The organism is Acidovorax sp. 100 (assembly GCF_003688355.1).
GTDB lineage: Bacteria > Pseudomonadota > Gammaproteobacteria > Burkholderiales > Burkholderiaceae_C > Acidovorax > Acidovorax delafieldii.
Map to the genome: position 1 here is coordinate 4034205 of NZ_REFD01000001.1, position 16017 is coordinate 4050221.

Sequence of the window (16017 nt, forward strand, 5' to 3'; positions counted from 1 at the left end):
AGCATGGATACACGCGTACAGCAATTGCGGAATCGCTGCAGTATTTAACGCCCAGATGACAACTGCGTGACAGACTTTGTGACAGACACGAAAACTCCCTGCGAGCTGGAGCGGGCTGGTACCAGGTACTGTTGAAACAGCCTGGCCGCATGTGCCCAGGTGAACTCCAGCGCCCGGCTTCGTGCTTCGGACCTCGGTATGGACAAGGCCTGCTGCGTGGCCGCCAGAAGGCTCGCGTGTAACACGCCGCCCATCGGCACCCTGCCGTCCCCTGCACCCAGGACCTCCCGCGGACCGTCTTCAGGAAAGGCAGCGACCGGCGTGCCGCAAGCCATTGCCTCCAGCATGACCAACCCAAAGGTTTCGGAGCGGCTCGGAAACACAAAGACATCGGCCGAGGCGTAGACCTGTGCCAGCGCCTCCCGGTCCAAAATGCCAAGCCAGCGTACCTGCGGGTACTTGGCTTTCAGCCGCGCCTCGAGCGGGCCTACACCACACACCACCTTGGTGCCCGGCATGTCCATCTGCAAAAAGGCATCGATGTTCTTTTCATACGAAATGCGCCCCACATACAGCGCCACAGGATGCGCCAGAACGCCAGTGAGCGGACTCTGACAGACCTCGCCATGAAAGCGAAACGCCTGGGTGTCCACACCGTGCGTCCACAACCGCAGTTGGCGAAAGCCCCGCTGCTGCAGCATTTGCAAGACACCCTGCGTAGGAACCATCACCCCCGACGAAGGCCGATGAAAATGCCTGAAAAGCGCATAACCCCAACCCAGTGGTATGCGCAAGGCTGCCTGAAGAATCTCGGGAAACCTTGTGTGAAAGGCTGTGGTGAACGCTAGGCCACGCTTGAGACAGTAACGACGCCCCGCCCAGCCCAAAGGCCCCTCGGTCGCCAGATGAATGGCATCGGGCTGCAGGGCGTCCAACTTCTGGGTGAGTAACTTGTAGGGTCGCACCGCCAGATCAATGCCAGCGTAACCGGGACAAGGACGGGTAGAAAACTGACCAGGATGCAGTACCTGCACGTCGTGCCCGGCATCTTCCAGCTCTCGCACCAACTCGACCAAAGTGGTCACCACGCCATTGACCTGTGGCAGCCATGCATCAGTTAGCAGCGCAATCTTCATGCGGACACCCGTGTGGTCTGTCTGGACAGATTGGCGGCAGGCACAGCGGGCCATTGCAACAGCTCCAGCCGACCATCAAGGTGCTCGACGAGTGCTGTGTGGCTCTCCACCCAGTCGCCATCGTTGCAATACAAGGTGCCACCAATCTCGCGCATCTCCGCGCGGTGGATATGTCCGCAGACCACTCCGTCATGCCCGCGGCGACGGGCCTCTGCGGCCACCGCCATTTCAAAATCGGTGACGTAGTTGAGCGCCTTTTTTACCTTGCCTTTCAGGTAAGCTGACAAAGACCAATACGGAAGCCCCATCCGCGCCCGAAGGATGTTGAGATGGCGGTTCAGCTTGAGCGTGAATTCATAGAGGTTGTCACCCACGTAGGCGAGCCATTTGGCACACTGGATCACACCATCAAAGTGGTCACCATGCGTGACCCACAGGCTGCGCCCATCTGCAGTGGTGTGCACAGCATCGGACACCACCTCGATACCGCCAAAAGAATGCCCCACAAAGGCTCGGGCAAATTCGTCGTGGTTACCAGGAACAAACACCACGCGACACCCCTTGCGCGCGCGGCGCAACAGCTTTTGCACCACATCGTTGTGCGCCTGTGGCCAGAACCAACGGCGGCGCAACTGCCACCCATCCACGATGTCTCCCACCAGGTACAGATGGTCGCTGGGATGGTGCTTCAGAAAATCCAGAAGCGCTTCAGCCTGACACCCAGGCGTGCCGAGGTGCAAATCCGAAATGAACACCGCACGGAACCGGCGTTGACCGGCAAACGCCGCAAGGGCCTCGGGCTCTGCATCCTGCGGCACCTGGGACTCGTTCAACCAAGGGCCCAGGGCGTCGAACGCGGCACGCACCGGTCAGGCCCCCAGAAAATGCTTGCGGTAGCGGGGATGCAGGTCGGCCAGCCGCATCAGCATGGGCAGGTCGGCGGTATTGAAGTCCGGATCCCACGCCGGTGCACCCAGTACACGGGCGCCCAGTCGCAGATAGCCTTTGATTAGGGCCGGTGGGTCCACGGCAATGGATCCGTCCAGATGCTCCACGGGCAACGGAAGGCGCGGCAGCACGTGGTATTCGATGGGTGCCAGATGGGTCTTTCGCACTTGCTGCCAGATGCTGGCCGCCGCGTCGCCACTGACCACGCCATTGTGAAGCATGGGAATGCTGGCACAGCCGATCATCGTGTCGAGTTCGTTGCGCACCATGAAGTCCGCCAGCGCGCTCCACAGCGCCATGATCACGCCGCCGTGGCGGTGGTCGGGATGCACACAGCTGCGGCCCAGCTCCACCATGCGCGGGCGCAGCGTGCGCAAGCGCGTCAAGTCAAATTCGGTATCGCTGTAAGTTCCGCCCACCCGCTTGGCCTGCGCGGGCGTCAGCACCCGGTAAGTCCCAATGACTTGCTGGCTCGGAGCGTCGCGCACCAGAAGATGCTCGCAATAGTCGTCAAACAGGTCCACGTCGTGGCCAGGAATGGGGGTCGTCAATCGAGCGCCCATCTCTGCCGCGAACACCTCAAACCGCAAGCGCTGCGCCTCACGGACCTCATCCAGATGTCTGGCCCAAGTCACCTCGATAGCACCACGCGCCGGGATAGCATGCATAGCGCCCGGCACAACACCAGAAGGCTGAACAATACCGGTACCTGTAGCCTCCGGCGATGTGGACAACTGCATCAAAGTGGGCAGGTCGTTCATGGACAACGTCTCCTTCGGTAAGAACGGGCACAGCTGGAATTTCCAAACAGAGCGGGAATCCGCTTTCCTGGCCGGGAGTGTGAAAGCCGCGCATGACATCGCCATGTCTTCGGCGTGTCAACGCCATGACAATGCGCGCCTTCCATTGGCACGGGCCCTCACCAATGGCCTGCATAATTGACTGAGGAACTCCGCCGTGCCGTCCCCCGCCCTGCCCCCCACACGCAGCCCCATCGCAGCCTTTGTGGCTGTGTTTGTGCTGGCAGCAGCCTGCGCTGGTGCTTTGATCTGGACGCTGGAACGCCAGGAACGTGCGCAGCAGCGCACCCAAGCCGCCGATGTGGCGGGCGATCATGTCCAGGCCCTGCAGCGCGCCATCGAGTTGGCACTGTCGGCCAACAACACCCTGGTGGCGCTGGTGCGCCAGGGCCACGGGAACGTTCTCCAGTTCGAAGAAATCGGCGTGCAGATGCTGCCTTTCTACCCGGGCATCGCGGCCATGGGCCTGTCCCCGGGAGGGGTAGTGCAGCAGGTTGTTCCCCGTGCAGGCAACGAAAATTCGATTGGTTTTGACCAGCTCAACGACCCCCGCCAAGGGGCGGAGTCCGCGCGTGCACGCGAGTCCGGCGTGTTGACGCTGGCGGGGCCCATGGAGTTGGTCCAGGGCGGCCTGGGCGTCGTGGGGCGCCAACCGGTGTACCTGGAAGATGACCTGGGGCGCCGGAGCTTCTGGGGTTTTACTTACGTCACCATCCGTCTGCCCGAGGTGCTGGCCACCGCCCGGCTGCCCCAGCTCAAGGAACGGGGGTTTCACTATCGATTGTGGCGTGTCCGCCCGGATAACAACCAGGAGCAGACCATCGCGACGTCTGACCCTCCGCCCACCGGTGACGCTGTTGGCCGGTCCCTGACCCTGCCCAATGGCCAGTGGACGCTCAGCCTGACACCCGCCAAGGGATGGGGTGCGCCAGATGTGCTGGCTCTGCGCTGCGCCTTGGGCTTGCTGTTTGCGTTGCTGATGGGCTACCTGGCGCGCTTGCTCGTTGAATTGAAGGCGCACGAGCGCGGTCTGGCGACACAGGTGGCCCAGCGGACCTCCGAGATCCAGGCAACACAGCAGCAGCTGCGCGCCACCATCGATGCAATTCCCGATCCTTTGTTTGAAATCGACCAGGACGGCCGCTATTGCAGCGTGCACAGCCCTCGTGCCGAGTTGCTCATGGGCCCTGCTGAGCAATTGATCGGCCGCAATGTCACCGAGGTGTTACCCGCCCTGGCTGCACTGACGGTGATGGATGTGCTCAATGAAGCGCAATCCCAGGGATGGTCCACCGGACGCCAGATCATGCTGGACCTGCCTGGCCTGGGGCCCACCTGGTTCGAACTTTCTGCGGCCCGCAAGGCAGGATCAGCGGGAGGAAAACCCAGGTTCATCTTGCTGTCCCGCGACATTTCTGAACGCAAGCGGTCGCAAGAACAACTGCAGCTGACGGCCCAGGTGTTTGACCAGAGCGGCGAGGCCATCGTGATTGCCGACGCGGCCCAGACCATCGTGCGCATCAACCGGGCGTTCAGCCGCATCACCGGCTACTCCGAAGCGGAGGCCGTAGGTCAGTCGATGCGCCTGCTCACGGTGGCAGAGTCCACCCGAGACTTCGACGCCGACCTGGTGTACACCCATCTCACCAAAGAAGGGCACTGGGAAGGCGAAGCCTGGGGCCGCCGCAAGGACGGATCGACCTACCCCCAGTGGCTGTCCGTCAGCTGCGTGCGCGATGGCAATGGCAGCACCACCCACTCCATCACGCTGTTCCGCGACATCACCCTGCAACGCGAGGCTCAGGACCGCATCCAGCGCCTCGCGCATTTCGACCCCCTCACTGACCTGCCCAACCGTGCGCTCCTGGCAGAGCGCGCCCAACGCCACATCGAACAAGAGCAAGCGCGGGGCGGAACGCTGGCCTTGCTGTTCCTGGACCTGGACCACTTCAAGAACGTCAACGACTCGCTGGGGCACCGCATTGGCGACATCCTGCTGGTGGCGGTAGCGCGACGGCTGGAGTCGCTGCTGGGCGCACAGGACACCGTATCGCGCCTGGGAGGGGATGAATTTTTGCTGCTGCTACCCGCTGCCTCGGCCCTGCAGGCGGCCGACGTAGCCAACCGTTTGCTGATGGCCGTGGCGCAGCCGTTTCAGGTGGAGCCTTACGAACTCACCACCACCCTGTCCGTAGGCATTGCCATGTATCCGGCGGACGGAGAGTCGTTCGACACCCTGTACCAGCGCGCTGATGCAGCCATGTACCGTGCCAAGCAAAGCGGGCGCAACCGCTTTGGCTTTTTCACCGCCGACCTGGAGGCACGGACCGCCCGAGCCTTGCAGATCGAAAACGCACTGCGCCGGGCACTGGAACGCAACCAGTTCGAGCTGCACTACCAACCCCAGGTGTCACTCACCACGCGCCAAGTGGTCGGTGCCGAGGCGCTGCTGCGCTGGAGCCACCCCGAGCTGGGCATGGTGTCCCCGGCAGAGTTCATCCCTGTGGCAGAAAGCAGCGGCATGATCGTCGCAATTGGTGAGTGGGTGCTGAACACTGCCGTGCATGACGCCAAGCGCTGGCTGGACCTTCAATTGCCACTGCGGGCTGTGTCAGTCAATCTGTCGGCGGTGCAGTTCCGCCACCCCCAGTTGCCCGAGATGGTGACACGCTGCCTGCAACAAGCCGGACTGCCTGCGCGTCGGCTGGAGCTGGAGCTGACCGAGGGGGCTGCGGTAGACGACCCCGCTGCTGCACTGGCCATGATGGACCAATTGCATGACCGGGGCGTCCGGCTGTCGATGGATGACTTTGGCACGGGATATTCGTCGTTGAGCTACCTCAAGCGCTTCCAGATCTACAAGCTCAAGATCGACCAGTCGTTTGTGCGCGACCTGGACGACGACGCCAATGACCGGGCCATTGTCAGCGCCATCATCCGGATGGCGCAGGCCTTGGGCATGCAGACGACCGCCGAGGGGGTGGAGACCGATGGCCAGCTGGAGTTTCTGCGCGCGCAGGGCTGCGACGAAGGCCAGGGTTACCTGTTCAGTCGCCCCCTGGCAGCCGATGCCTTTGAGGCCTATCTGCGGGAACACTTGGGACGCTAAAAAAAGCCGGGCAACGTGTCTCTGCACCCTCTCGCGCCAGAGCTCTTGGCGACTGCACTTGCATCAGCCGTACGGCAGAACCTGCAGCGCTGTACCTGACGCATACCCTCAAACGGCTTGTAAGCTGCCGCTGCTACACTTTGGCACAATTTTCTGAGGCCATCTGGCCCTGCCGCCTGTTCTGGTCTTATGTATTCGCTGTTCAGCACTCCGCCCTCGCAGCGCGCCGGAGTGCCCCCTGACACCCCCCTGCAACGCACCTTGCGTGAACAACAAACCCTCCTGGACAGCGCGGGAGTGGGTATCGTGTTCCTGCGCCAGCGCAGCGTGGTGCGATGCAACCAGCGGTATGCCGAAATCTTTGGGTATGCCAGCCCCGCCCACTTGGTAGGGCTCAACACCGAAGCCTTCTATCCAGACCGGGATGCATTCCGGGACCTCGGGCGCACGGCTTATCCCGCGCTGGCCCAGGGGCAGTCATTCCGGATTGAACGCCAGTTGCGTCGTCAGGACGGCACACTGTTCTGGGGCAGCCTCACGGGGCGCCTGATCAATCCGCACGACACCGGAGAAGGCTCGATCTGGATCGTGGACGACATCGATGAGCAAAAGCGTGCCCACGCCGCGCTGAATGCCGCTGTGCGGGAAAAGCAGTTGCTGTTTGACAGCGCGATGGTCGGCATCGTCTTTCTGCGAGACCGGCATCTGACCCGCTGCAACCACCATTTTGAGCAGATGCTGGGCTTCGAGCCGGGCGAACTCATGGGCAGCTCGTCGCGTCGCTGGTACGCCAGCGATGCTGCCTGGCAAGAAGTGGGCGACCGCTGCTACCCCTCGCTGGTGGCCGGACAGTCGTACGAGGGCGAGGTGGAGCTATGCCGCAAGGACGGCACCCCTGTGATTTGCGAAGTACGCAGCAAATGCATCGATCCCGCCGACCCTGCCCAGGGGACCATCTGGATCACCATGGACATCACCGACCGCAAACGCGCGCAGGCGGTGCTGGCCCAGGCCCATGAGGAGCTGGAGCGGCAGGTGCAAGACCGCACGCGCGAGCTGCGCGAGACAGTGGAAAACCTGCACCGTGAAATCAATGACCGCAAGGCCGACCAGGAGCGCATTTACTGGTTGGCCCACTACGATGCGTTGACCGGTCTGCCCAACCGTGCCCTGCTGGCAGAACGTGCGCAGCAGGCCATTCGGGTGGCGCAGGAGAACCAGACGCCGCTGGCCGTCATCTTCCTGGACCTGGATCACTTCAAGCATGTGAACGACTCTCTGGGCCACCGGGTGGGCGATGTGCTGCTGGTCGAAATTGCCAAGCGCCTGCGTGCGGTGGTGCGCGACAAGGACACGGTGTCGCGCCTGGGAGGGGATGAGTTCATCCTGCTTCTGCCAGGCGCCGACGCGCGGGGTGCAGCCAGGGTCGCCAGCAAGTTGCAGGAGGCATCCCGTCAGCCGTACCAGATCGATCACCACGAACTGACCATGGCCCCGTCGATGGGCATTGCGCTGTTCCCCCAGGACGGACACGATTTCGATACTTTGACCCAGTCGGCAGACGTGGCCATGTACCGCGCCAAGCTGGACGGACGCAACACCTTTCGCTTCTTTACCCCCGAGATGCAGGCCCAGTCGGTACGGGCCCTGCAGCTCGAAAACGCATTGCGCCGTGCGCTGGAGCGCGAACAGTTCCACCTGCACTACCAGCCACAGATGAACCTGGCCACGGGTACTGTGCGCAGTGTGGAAGCCCTGCTGCGCTGGCAACACCCCCAGCTGGGTGCGATTTCTCCGGGAGAGTTCATCCCCATCGCCGAAGACAGCGGCCAGATTCTGCAGATCGGCGAGTGGGTGCTGCGCACAGCGCTGGCCCAGCTCAAGGCATGGCGCAGCTGCGGGTTTCCCGAACTCACAATGGCAGTGAACCTATCGGCCATTCAATTTCGCCAGCCACAGCTGCCAGAGCTGGTGAGCCGGGTGCTAGCGGAGTTTGACCTGCCCCCCGATTCGCTGGAACTGGAGCTGACAGAGGGGGTGGCAGTGGACGACCCCCATGCGGCGGTGGCCACTATGGACCAGTTGCATGCGCGTGGAGTGCGGATGTCGATGGACGACTTCGGCACGGGCTATTCGTCACTCAGCCAGCTCAAGCGGTTCCAGATCTTCAAGCTCAAGATCGATCAATCCTTTGTGCGCGACCTGGGCAACGACAGCAACGACCGCGCCATCGTCAGCGCCATCATCCGCATGGCGCAGGCGCTGGGCATGCGTACTACCGCCGAAGGTGTGGAAACCGAGGGGCAACTGGCCTTTTTGCACGAACAAGGTTGCGACGAAGCGCAGGGCTACCACTTCAGCACGCCACTGCCCGCGGAGCAGCTGGAACGCTTCATGCGGCAACACACACCAGCACACTGAGCGGCCTCAAGACCCCTTCCAGCGCGGCGGACGCTGCTGCGCTCCGCCGATAGACCAAGACCTCAACCCGCGCGGGCTGCGTCGGCCAGGCGCTGAGCGCAAGAGCTGGCCAACTGCGCGTCGCGCGCCTCCACCATCACACGCAGCAGAGGCTCGGTCCCACTGGCGCGGATCAGTACGCGGCCCGAGGAGCCCAACTGCTGCTCCACCGCCTGCGTGGCCTCTGCCAGTAAACGGTTGGCCTTCCAGTCCTGCCCTGGCGCCAATCGGACGTTGAGCAAGACCTGTGGGTAGAGCGTGATGCCTGCCAGCAGCTGCGCCAGCGTGCGGCCACTGCGCACACAAGCCTGCAGCACCTGCAGGGCACTGACCAAACCGTCGCCGGTGGTGTGTCGGTCCAGAGCCAGCAGATGCCCGGACCCCTCCCCGCCCAACACCCAGTGGTGGCGCGCCAGTTCTTCCAGTACGTACCGGTCACCGACCTTGGCGCGTACAAACTTCACTCCCTTGGCCAGTAGCGCCACCTCTACCGCCATGTTGGTCATCAGGGTACCCACCACGCCAGGCACGTGCTCGTCACGGCCCATGCGGTCTGCGGCCATCAGGTACAGCAGCTCGTCACCGTTGTACAGCCGCCCAGTGGCGTCCACAATCTGCAGCCGGTCTGCATCCCCATCCAGGGCAATGCCATAGTCGGCACGGTTCGCGCGCACAGCGCGCACCAACGCGTCGGGGTGTGTCGCACCGACCTCGTGGTTGATGTTGAGGCCGTCGGGTGCGCAGCCAATCGACAGCACTTCCGCACCCAGCTCGTGGAATACCTTGGGCGCCACCTGATAGGCGGCTCCGTGGGCAGCGTCCACCACAATCTTCAGGCCCTTGAGCGTCAGGTCCTGGGGAAACGTGCTCTTGCAAAACTCGATGTAGCGCCCGGCCGCATCATCCAGGCGCCGGGCCTTGCCCAGGCTGGCCGAATCGACCCAGACGGGTGGTTCGGCCAGTGCGGCTTCCACCGCCAGCTCCCAGGCGTCCGACAGCTTGGTGCCTTGCGCGCTGAAGAACTTGATGCCGTTGTCAGGGTAGGCGTTATGGCTGGCACTGATCACCACGCCCAGACTGGCGCGCTGGGCGCGGGTCAGGTAAGCCACGCCTGGCGTGGGCAACGGCCCCAGCAGCACTACATCCACCCCTGCCGAGTTGAAGCCAGACTCCAGCGCGCTTTCAAGCATGTAGCCAGAGATGCGGGTGTCCTTGCCGATCAACACTGTGGGCCGCTCTTCCGTGCGGCGTAACACGCGACCCACGGCATGGGCAAGGCGCAGCACAAAATCCGGTGTGATGGGCGGCTGCCCCACAGTGCCGCGAATGCCGTCGGTTCCAAAGTATTGGCGTGTCATGTTCTGGCGTCTCCTCGTACGGATCTCAGTATGTTGTTGTCAAAGGCGAGGACCTGGCGCCCCACTACCTGCTCTCGAATCACCGGCCCCTCAGCCAGATCGCTGCATCGCAGACCACACTGCCAGTGCCGCCACCGTCTCGCGTACATCGTGCACACGCACTACCGACGCGCCCCGCTCTACCGCGAGCAAGGCGGCGGCCACACTGGGTACCATGCGTTGGCTCACCTCCAGCCCGGTGATCGTGCCCAGCGATGACTTGCGTGACCATCCCGCCAGCAGCGGGTAGCCAGCGGCCAATAGCTCGGACTGTCGTGCCAGCAACGCAAAGTTCTGTTCCACCGTTTTGCCGAAACCAATGCCCGCATCCAGCAGGATACGAGCCTTTTCGACCCCAAGCGCTAGTAGATTATGCGCCTGCAGCTGCAAAAATGATAGCACCTGAGGCACCACATCCCCCCCCATGGGCGCCTGCTGCATGGTCTGCGGGTCGCGGTGCATATGCATCAGGCACACACCACACTGCGGGTGCGCAGCCACCGCTGCCGCAGCTCCTGGCTGCCGCAGGGCCCAGATGTCGTTGACGATGTCAGCCCCCAGATCCAACACAGCGCGCATGACCTCCGGCTTGTAGGTGTCCACTGAAATCGGGACACCCAGCGCCACAGCCTCACGCACCAAGGGAACGACACGAGACAGCTCCTCATCCAGCGGCACAGCAGGGCTGCCCGGGCGGGTGGACTCACCACCGATATCCAGGATATCTGCGCCCTCTTTCAACAGCTGTTCGCAATGCCGTAGCGCAGCAACCGTGGAGCCATGGCGCCCACCATCGGAGAAAGAATCGGGAGTGACGTTGACGATGCCCATGACCTGGGGACGGACCAAGTCAATTGCGAAGCGAGAGGTTTGCCAGATCATGCCGATCACACCCATGCAAATTTCGAAATAGCGGCTCGACAAAGCATTCCGCAAGAAAAATCGATGGTCCCCATGAAAAACGGGGCACAAGGCCCCGTTCAGACGGCTGGACCGCGAGCCTGGTCAGGCCGCCGTCGGTGCGGTGTCCGTGGCTACAGCTGGAGTGCCACCACTGGAGTTATCACCACCAGAGGGAGGGGTGCGTGGCGTCCAGTCCTTGGGAGGACGAGGCTCCTTGCCCGCCATGATGTCATCCAACTGTTCGGTATCAATGGTTTCCCATTCGAGCAAGGCCTTGGCCATGGCGTGCATCTTGTCGCTGTTCTCTTCGATCAGGCGGCGGGCGAGGTTGTACTGCTCGTCGATGATGCGGCGCACTTCCATGTCCACCTTTTCCATGGTCTGTTCGCTCATGGTGGTGGTCTTGGTGACCGAGCGGCCCAGGAACACTTCGCCTTCGTTCTCGGCGTAAACCATCGGCCCCAGGGCATCGGTCATGCCGTAGCGCGTGACCATGTCGCGGGCGATGTGAGTGGCGCGCTCGAAGTCGTTGCTGGCGCCGGTGGTCATCTGGTTCATGAACACTTCTTCGGCAATGCGGCCACCGAACAGCATGCTGATCTGGTTTAGCATGTATTCGCGGTCATAGCTGTAACGGTCCTGTGCGGGCAGGCTCATCGTCACGCCCAGAGCACGGCCGCGGGGAATGATGGTGACCTTGTGCACGGGGTCGCACTTGGGCAGCAACTTGCCGATCAGCGCATGGCCTGACTCGTGGTAAGCCGTGTTGCGGCGTTCTTCCTCGGGCATGACCATGCTCTTGCGCTCGGGACCCATGAGGATCTTGTCCTTGGCCTTCTCGAAGTCCTGCATCTCCACGGTGCGCGCATTGCGGCGGGCAGCCATCAGGGCGGCTTCATTACACAGGTTGGCCAAGTCGGCACCACTCATGCCGGGGGTACCACGGGCGATGATGCCAGGCGCCACATCCTGACCAATCGGGATCTTGCGCATGTGCACGTTCAGGATCTGCTCGCGGCCACGGATGTCGGGCAGCGTCACATACACCTGGCGGTCAAAACGGCCTGGACGCAGCAGGGCGGCGTCCAGAATGTCAGGGCGGTTGGTGGCAGCCACCACGATGACGCCCAGGTTGGTTTCAAAGCCATCCATCTCGACCAGCATCTGGTTCAGGGTCTGTTCACGCTCGTCGTTGCCACCACCCAGGCCAGCGCCACGCTGGCGGCCCACCGCATCGATTTCGTCGATGAAGATGATGCAGGGAGCGTTCTTCTTGGCGTTGTCGAACATGTCGCGCACGCGCGCCGCGCCCACGCCAACGAACATTTCCACGAAGTCGGAGCCGGAGATGCTGAAGAACGGCACCTTGGCTTCGCCAGCGATGGACTTGGCCAGCAGGGTCTTGCCAGTGCCGGGAGGCCCCACCAGCAGCAGGCCACGGGGAATACGGCCGCCGAGCTTCTGGAACTTTTGTGGGTCTTTGAGGAAGTCCACCACTTCCTTGACTTCTTCCTTGGCCTCGTCGCAGCCGGCCACGTCAGCGAACGTGACCTGGTTGTTGTTCTCGTCCAGCATGCGAGCCTTGCTCTTGCCAAAGCTGAACGCGCCGCCCTTGCCGCCACCTTGCATCTGGCGCATGAAGTACACCCACACGCCAATCAACAGCAACATGGGCCCCCAGCTGACCAGGAGGGTCATGAGCAAGGAGCCTTCCTCACGAGGCTTCACGTCGAACTTGACGTTGTGATTCAGCAGGTCACCCACCAGACCACGGTCCAGCACCGAAGCGTTTGTGCGGATCTTGCGATCATCGGTGGTGACCGCAACAATCTCGCCACCGCTCAGCCCTTCGGGAATGGTGGCGCTTTTGATGCGGTTGTTGCGGACTTCGTCCAGAAACTCGGAATACCCGACATGGCCTGCACTGGCGCCGCTGCGAGTGTCAAACTGCTTGAACACCGTGAACAGCACCATGGCAATGACCAGCCATACGGCAATTTTTGAAAACCACTGATTGTTCAAGCGGGGCTCCAGTTGCAGGGAACAGAAAACGGACACACTGCCGTCATGGCACGCATGTGCGGCCCATTTTAGGTCTTTCAAGCCACGGGACCAGCTCTATTCCCCCTCACGCCCATGGAATCAGCACGGGCTTTGCAGCCAAAGTTCACGGATTCTTGACCTGAGGCAAGCCTAGACAGGCTGCTTTTTCAGCCCCATGCCCACCAGGAAGGTTTCTGACGACTTGTCGCGCGACGCCTTGGGTTTCAAGGGTTTGACGACCTTGAAGGTCTGCTTGAACAGTGTGACCAGATCGCTGTATCCGCTGCCATGGAACAGCTTGACCACCAGGGCGCCTTCCGGTTTCAAATGGTTGCACGCAAAATCCACAGCCAACTCCACCAAATGCGCAATCCGTGCTGCATCGGCCGACTCGATGCCCGACAGGTTGGGCGCCATGTCAGACACCACCACGTCCACCACCCGGCCGTCGAGCGCCTGCTCCAGGCGCTCCAGCACCTCGGGCTCGCGAAAGTCTCCGTTCAAGTAGGTAACGCCTTCAATGGGGTCCATGGGCAGAATGTCCAACGCAATGATCACCCCGTTGAGCTGCCCCGCTGCGGCGCCCGCGGGCGACATGCGCCTGCGCAGATACTGGCTCCACGCCCCCGGTGTGGAGCCCAGGTCGACCACCGTATAACCAGGCTTGATGAGGCCCAGTTGCTCGTCAATCTCCTTGAGCTTGTAGGCGGCACGGGCGCGGTAACCCTCCTTCTGTGCCAATTTGACATAGGTGTCGTTCACGTGGTCGTTGAGCCACGCCTTGTTCACCTTCTTGCTCTGGGTTTTGACTTTCATATGGCGGTATTGTCTCTCGACAATCGCTGTAGCTGGTGACTTGAAAGCCTTGCCGCACTCGGGAGGTGGAGTCACCCCACCACGGGCCGCAGACATAATACGGGTATGCCCCAAATTCAACTGACTCCTGCCGAGCGCCGGGAACAACGCGCCAATGCCCACCACCTGGACCCCGTGGTCCTGATCGGCGGCGATGGCCTCACCCCTGCCGTGAAGAAGGAAATCGACGCCGCCCTCAACGCCCATGGCCTGATCAAGGTGCGTGTTTTCAACGACGACCGCGTGGCGCGCGAGCTGATGTACCAGGAGCTGACTGCCGAACTCAACGCCGCACCCATTCAGCACATCGGCAAACTGCTGGTGCTGTGGCGGCCCCAGCCTGTCAAAGAGCGAACCATCGACGAAGACCGGATGCCCGGCCCACGCGATGTCAAGGTGCTGAAGTACAGCAAACGGGGTGGTCAGCGCCCCGAGATCAAGCAGTTGCGTGTGCTCGGCAACCAGCGCCTCACGTCAGGCGGCCAAATCAAGCGCGCCAAGCCCAAGCAAAAATCCATCAAGAAGCGCCAGGCTGACTGATGACCGCTGAAGCAGCATCTGCAACCATTGCAGCACCTGCCGGCATGGCGCCGACGCGCCACATCCTCTGCATGAAATGGGGCACGAAATACGGCCCCGAATACGTCAACCGGCTGTACGCCATGGTGCGCCGGCATCTGAGCGGAGACTTCCGTTTTGTCTGCCTCACCGATGACAGCACCGGAATCCGTAGCGAAGTGCAATGCCTGCCCATTCCTGCATTGGATCTACCGCCCGGCATTCCCGAGCGGGGCTGGACCAAGCTGGCCACGTTCAGCGCAGACTTGCATGGCCTGCGGGGCACCGCCCTGTTTCTGGACGTGGATGTGGTCATCACCGGCAGCCTGGATGATTTTTTCACCCAGCCCGGCGAATTCCTGATCATTCACGACTACAAGCGCCCATGGCGTATCACGGGAAACTCGTCGGTCTACCGCTTCGAGCTTGGCGCCCATCCTGATGTGCTGGCGTATTTTCGCGAACACTTCGCGGAGATCCGCGCACAGTTTCGCAACGAACAGGCCTACCTGTCCGACTTCTTGCACAAGCAGGGCAAGCTGCAATACTGGCCCGCTGCATGGTGCCCCAGTTTCAAGTACCACGGGATACCGCCGTGGCCCACCAATTACTGGCGCGCTCCGTTTGTGCCCGACGGCGCGCGCATCGTGATTTTTCACGGGGAATGCAATCCCCCGGATGCGCTGGCGGGGAGGCGCAACCGCCGCTTCCGCTACATCCGTCCAGCTACCTGGGTGGCGGAACACTGGCACGAATAGGCGCGGCGGCGGGCAGGCTTGTCCTCAAAAGAAAAGTCCACGCCGCAGTAGGTCTGTCAGCGAGTCGCTTGCCTGACCGTCAATCGCTGGCGGACCGCTCTTCCACTGCCGTGTGCGCTCCGGGCCGAAGCGTTTGCCAGAACACTGCCAAGGCACAACCCCATTGCACCGCGTACATCACTGTCCCCACGCTGTGCCACAGACGCAAGTCCTGCCGGGCCACAATGCGGGGCGCCACACCAAACTGGTTGAGCAACGCCAGCAGCAGGCCGCCCAGAACGAACAGCATGGCAGCGCGTGCCCACGGATATTGGGTCACCCCATGCCGAGGTCTGGACAGCAGCAGCAGCACCACACAGCACACCACAGCCACCCAGGTTTGCGCCGCAAACAGCCGGGCCGCCATCTGTCCCGCCAGGGAAGGGGATGGCAGAGAGGCGAACAACAGCGGCACCACCAAAAAGCCGATGGTGGTGAGACTGCCCCACCACAAGGCCGCTACGAGAGCCGGAAGTCGCGGGCGCATGCCCAGCCACATGGCAGCCATCACACCGTCACTGGTAGCTGACCGCCACCACTTCATAGCGGCGGATGCCACCGGGGGCCTGCACCTCAGCGGTGTCGCCCTCCTCCTTGCCAATGAGGGCACGCGCGATGGGGCTGGAAATATTGATCAGGCCTCGCTTGAGGTCCGCCTCGTCTTCCCCGACGATCTGGTATTTCACCGTGTCGCCCGACTCTTCGTCCTCCAGTTCGACCGTGGCACCAAACACCACCTTGCCGCCGCCATCGACCGCACTGGGGTCGATGACCTGGGCCACCGAGAGCTTGCCCTCGATCTCCTGAATGCGGCCTTCGATAAAGCCCTGGCGGTCCTTGGCTGCGTCGTAATCGGCGTTTTCACTCAGGTCGCCCTGCGCACGCGCTTCGGCAATGGCCGAGATCACAGCGGGACGCTCCACGGTCTTGAGTCGGTGCAGCTCTTCCTTGAGCATTTCGGCGCCGCGCTTGGTAATTGGAATGGTGGCCATGAGATTGAGTCTCCACAAG

Annotated in this window: 14 protein-coding genes; 5 read left to right on the top strand and 9 right to left on the bottom strand. The window is 62.4% G+C overall.

The genetic code is table 11. From position 1 onward, the window contains the following. Window positions 1–44: 44 nt before the first annotated feature. The 3 genes from C8C96_RS18535 to C8C96_RS18545 are packed head-to-tail and all read right to left on the bottom strand — an operon-like array spanning window position 45 to window position 2845. A complete protein-coding gene (locus C8C96_RS18535; protein WP_121943253.1) occupies window positions 45–1136 on the bottom strand; it encodes a glycosyltransferase family 1 protein in 1092 nt (363 codons plus the stop codon). Then, window positions 1133–2002: a UDP-2,3-diacylglucosamine diphosphatase gene (locus tag C8C96_RS18540; RefSeq protein WP_121943254.1), complete on the bottom strand. Its 870-nt coding sequence runs from the start codon at window positions 2000–2002 to the stop codon at window positions 1133–1135. The genes C8C96_RS18535 and C8C96_RS18540 overlap by 4 nt, the downstream gene beginning before the upstream one ends. A 3-nt stretch (window positions 2003–2005) precedes the next feature. Further along, window positions 2006–2845 (bottom strand): GNAT family N-acetyltransferase, encoded by an 840-nt coding sequence (locus C8C96_RS18545; protein WP_121943255.1) that lies wholly within the window; start codon window positions 2843–2845, stop codon window positions 2006–2008. On the opposite strand from C8C96_RS18545, the gene C8C96_RS24680 reads away from it, so the two are divergent. The 3 genes from C8C96_RS24680 to C8C96_RS18555 all read left to right on the top strand — a co-directional run bounded on the left by C8C96_RS24680 (window position 2844) and on the right by C8C96_RS18555 (window position 8414). Further along, the gene (locus C8C96_RS24680; protein WP_147455690.1) at window positions 2844–3026 is read left to right on the top strand and encodes a hypothetical protein; all 183 of its coding nucleotides are present in this window, start codon (window positions 2844–2846) and stop codon (window positions 3024–3026) included. The two genes, C8C96_RS18545 and C8C96_RS24680, sit on opposite strands and share 2 nt — an antisense overlap. Before the next feature lie 15 nt (window positions 3027–3041). Next, window positions 3042–5993, top strand: a complete 2952-nt coding sequence (locus tag C8C96_RS18550) for an EAL domain-containing protein (RefSeq protein ID WP_121943256.1) — start codon at window positions 3042–3044, stop codon at window positions 5991–5993. A gap of 189 nt (window positions 5994–6182) precedes the next feature. Continuing rightward, a complete protein-coding gene (locus C8C96_RS18555) occupies window positions 6183–8414 on the top strand; it encodes an EAL domain-containing protein (protein ID WP_121943257.1) in 2232 nt (743 codons plus the stop codon). 62 nt (window positions 8415–8476) lie between these two features. Here C8C96_RS18555 and glmM read toward each other — a convergent pair whose 3' ends face one another. The 4 genes from glmM to C8C96_RS18575 form a co-directional block, all read right to left on the bottom strand. Further along, on the bottom strand, window positions 8477–9811 hold the full coding sequence (gene glmM / locus C8C96_RS18560; protein ID WP_116749507.1) for a phosphoglucosamine mutase: 1335 nt from the start codon (window positions 9809–9811) through the stop codon (window positions 8477–8479). 90 nt (window positions 9812–9901) lie between these two features. Beyond that, window positions 9902–10732, bottom strand: coding sequence for a dihydropteroate synthase (gene folP, locus C8C96_RS18565; RefSeq protein WP_121944088.1), 831 nt, complete (start codon window positions 10730–10732; stop codon window positions 9902–9904). Window positions 10733–10855: 123 nt separating this feature from the next. Next, on the bottom strand, window positions 10856–12775 hold the full coding sequence (gene ftsH, locus C8C96_RS18570) for an ATP-dependent zinc metalloprotease FtsH (protein WP_056067227.1): 1920 nt from the start codon (window positions 12773–12775) through the stop codon (window positions 10856–10858). A 171-nt stretch (window positions 12776–12946) separates the two neighbouring features. Then, the gene (locus tag C8C96_RS18575) at window positions 12947–13612 is read right to left on the bottom strand and encodes an RlmE family RNA methyltransferase (protein WP_056067225.1); all 666 of its coding nucleotides are present in this window, start codon (window positions 13610–13612) and stop codon (window positions 12947–12949) included. A gap of 105 nt (window positions 13613–13717) precedes the next feature. Here C8C96_RS18575 and C8C96_RS18580 point away from each other — a divergent pair, with 105 nt between their 5' ends. Both C8C96_RS18580 and C8C96_RS18585 read left to right on the top strand, forming a co-directional pair. Next, window positions 13718–14191, top strand: a complete 474-nt coding sequence (locus C8C96_RS18580) for a YhbY family RNA-binding protein (protein WP_056067223.1) — start codon at window positions 13718–13720, stop codon at window positions 14189–14191. A 44-nt stretch (window positions 14192–14235) separates the two neighbouring features. Beyond that, window positions 14236–14967, top strand: a complete 732-nt coding sequence (locus tag C8C96_RS18585; RefSeq protein ID WP_370107400.1) for a glycosyltransferase — start codon at window positions 14236–14238, stop codon at window positions 14965–14967. A gap of 79 nt (window positions 14968–15046) precedes the next feature. Here the strand turns inward: C8C96_RS18585 and C8C96_RS18590 are convergent, their stop codons facing one another. Continuing rightward, a complete protein-coding gene (locus C8C96_RS18590) occupies window positions 15047–15493 on the bottom strand; it encodes a DUF4149 domain-containing protein (RefSeq protein WP_099732064.1) in 447 nt (148 codons plus the stop codon). Window positions 15494–15521: 28 nt separating this feature from the next. Continuing rightward, window positions 15522–15998: a transcription elongation factor GreA gene (gene greA / locus C8C96_RS18595; RefSeq protein ID WP_056067220.1), complete on the bottom strand. Its 477-nt coding sequence runs from the start codon at window positions 15996–15998 to the stop codon at window positions 15522–15524. Between the last annotated feature and the right edge of the window lie 19 nt (window positions 15999–16017).

Coding starts and splice junctions, on each gene's coding strand:
- C8C96_RS24680 (WP_147455690.1), top strand. CDS start 2,844: ATGGACAACGTCTCCTTCGGTAAGAACGGGCACAGCTGGAATTTCCAA.
- C8C96_RS18555 (WP_121943257.1), top strand. CDS start 6,183: ATGTATTCGCTGTTCAGCACTCCGCCCTCGCAGCGCGCCGGAGTGCCC.
- C8C96_RS18575 (WP_056067225.1), bottom strand. CDS start 13,612: ATGAAAGTCAAAACCCAGAGCAAGAAGGTGAACAAGGCGTGGCTCAAC.
- C8C96_RS18580 (WP_056067223.1), top strand. CDS start 13,718: ATGCCCCAAATTCAACTGACTCCTGCCGAGCGCCGGGAACAACGCGCC.
- C8C96_RS18585 (WP_370107400.1), top strand. CDS start 14,236: ATGGCGCCGACGCGCCACATCCTCTGCATGAAATGGGGCACGAAATAC.
- C8C96_RS18535 (WP_121943253.1), bottom strand. CDS start 1,136: ATGAAGATTGCGCTGCTAACTGATGCATGGCTGCCACAGGTCAATGGC.
- folP (WP_121944088.1), bottom strand. CDS start 10,732: ATGATCTGGCAAACCTCTCGCTTCGCAATTGACTTGGTCCGTCCCCAG.
- glmM (WP_116749507.1), bottom strand. CDS start 9,811: ATGACACGCCAATACTTTGGAACCGACGGCATTCGCGGCACTGTGGGG.
- greA (WP_056067220.1), bottom strand. CDS start 15,998: ATGGCCACCATTCCAATTACCAAGCGCGGCGCCGAAATGCTCAAGGAA.
- C8C96_RS18545 (WP_121943255.1), bottom strand. CDS start 2,845: ATGAACGACCTGCCCACTTTGATGCAGTTGTCCACATCGCCGGAGGCT.
- C8C96_RS18590 (WP_099732064.1), bottom strand. CDS start 15,493: ATGCGCCCGCGACTTCCGGCTCTCGTAGCGGCCTTGTGGTGGGGCAGT.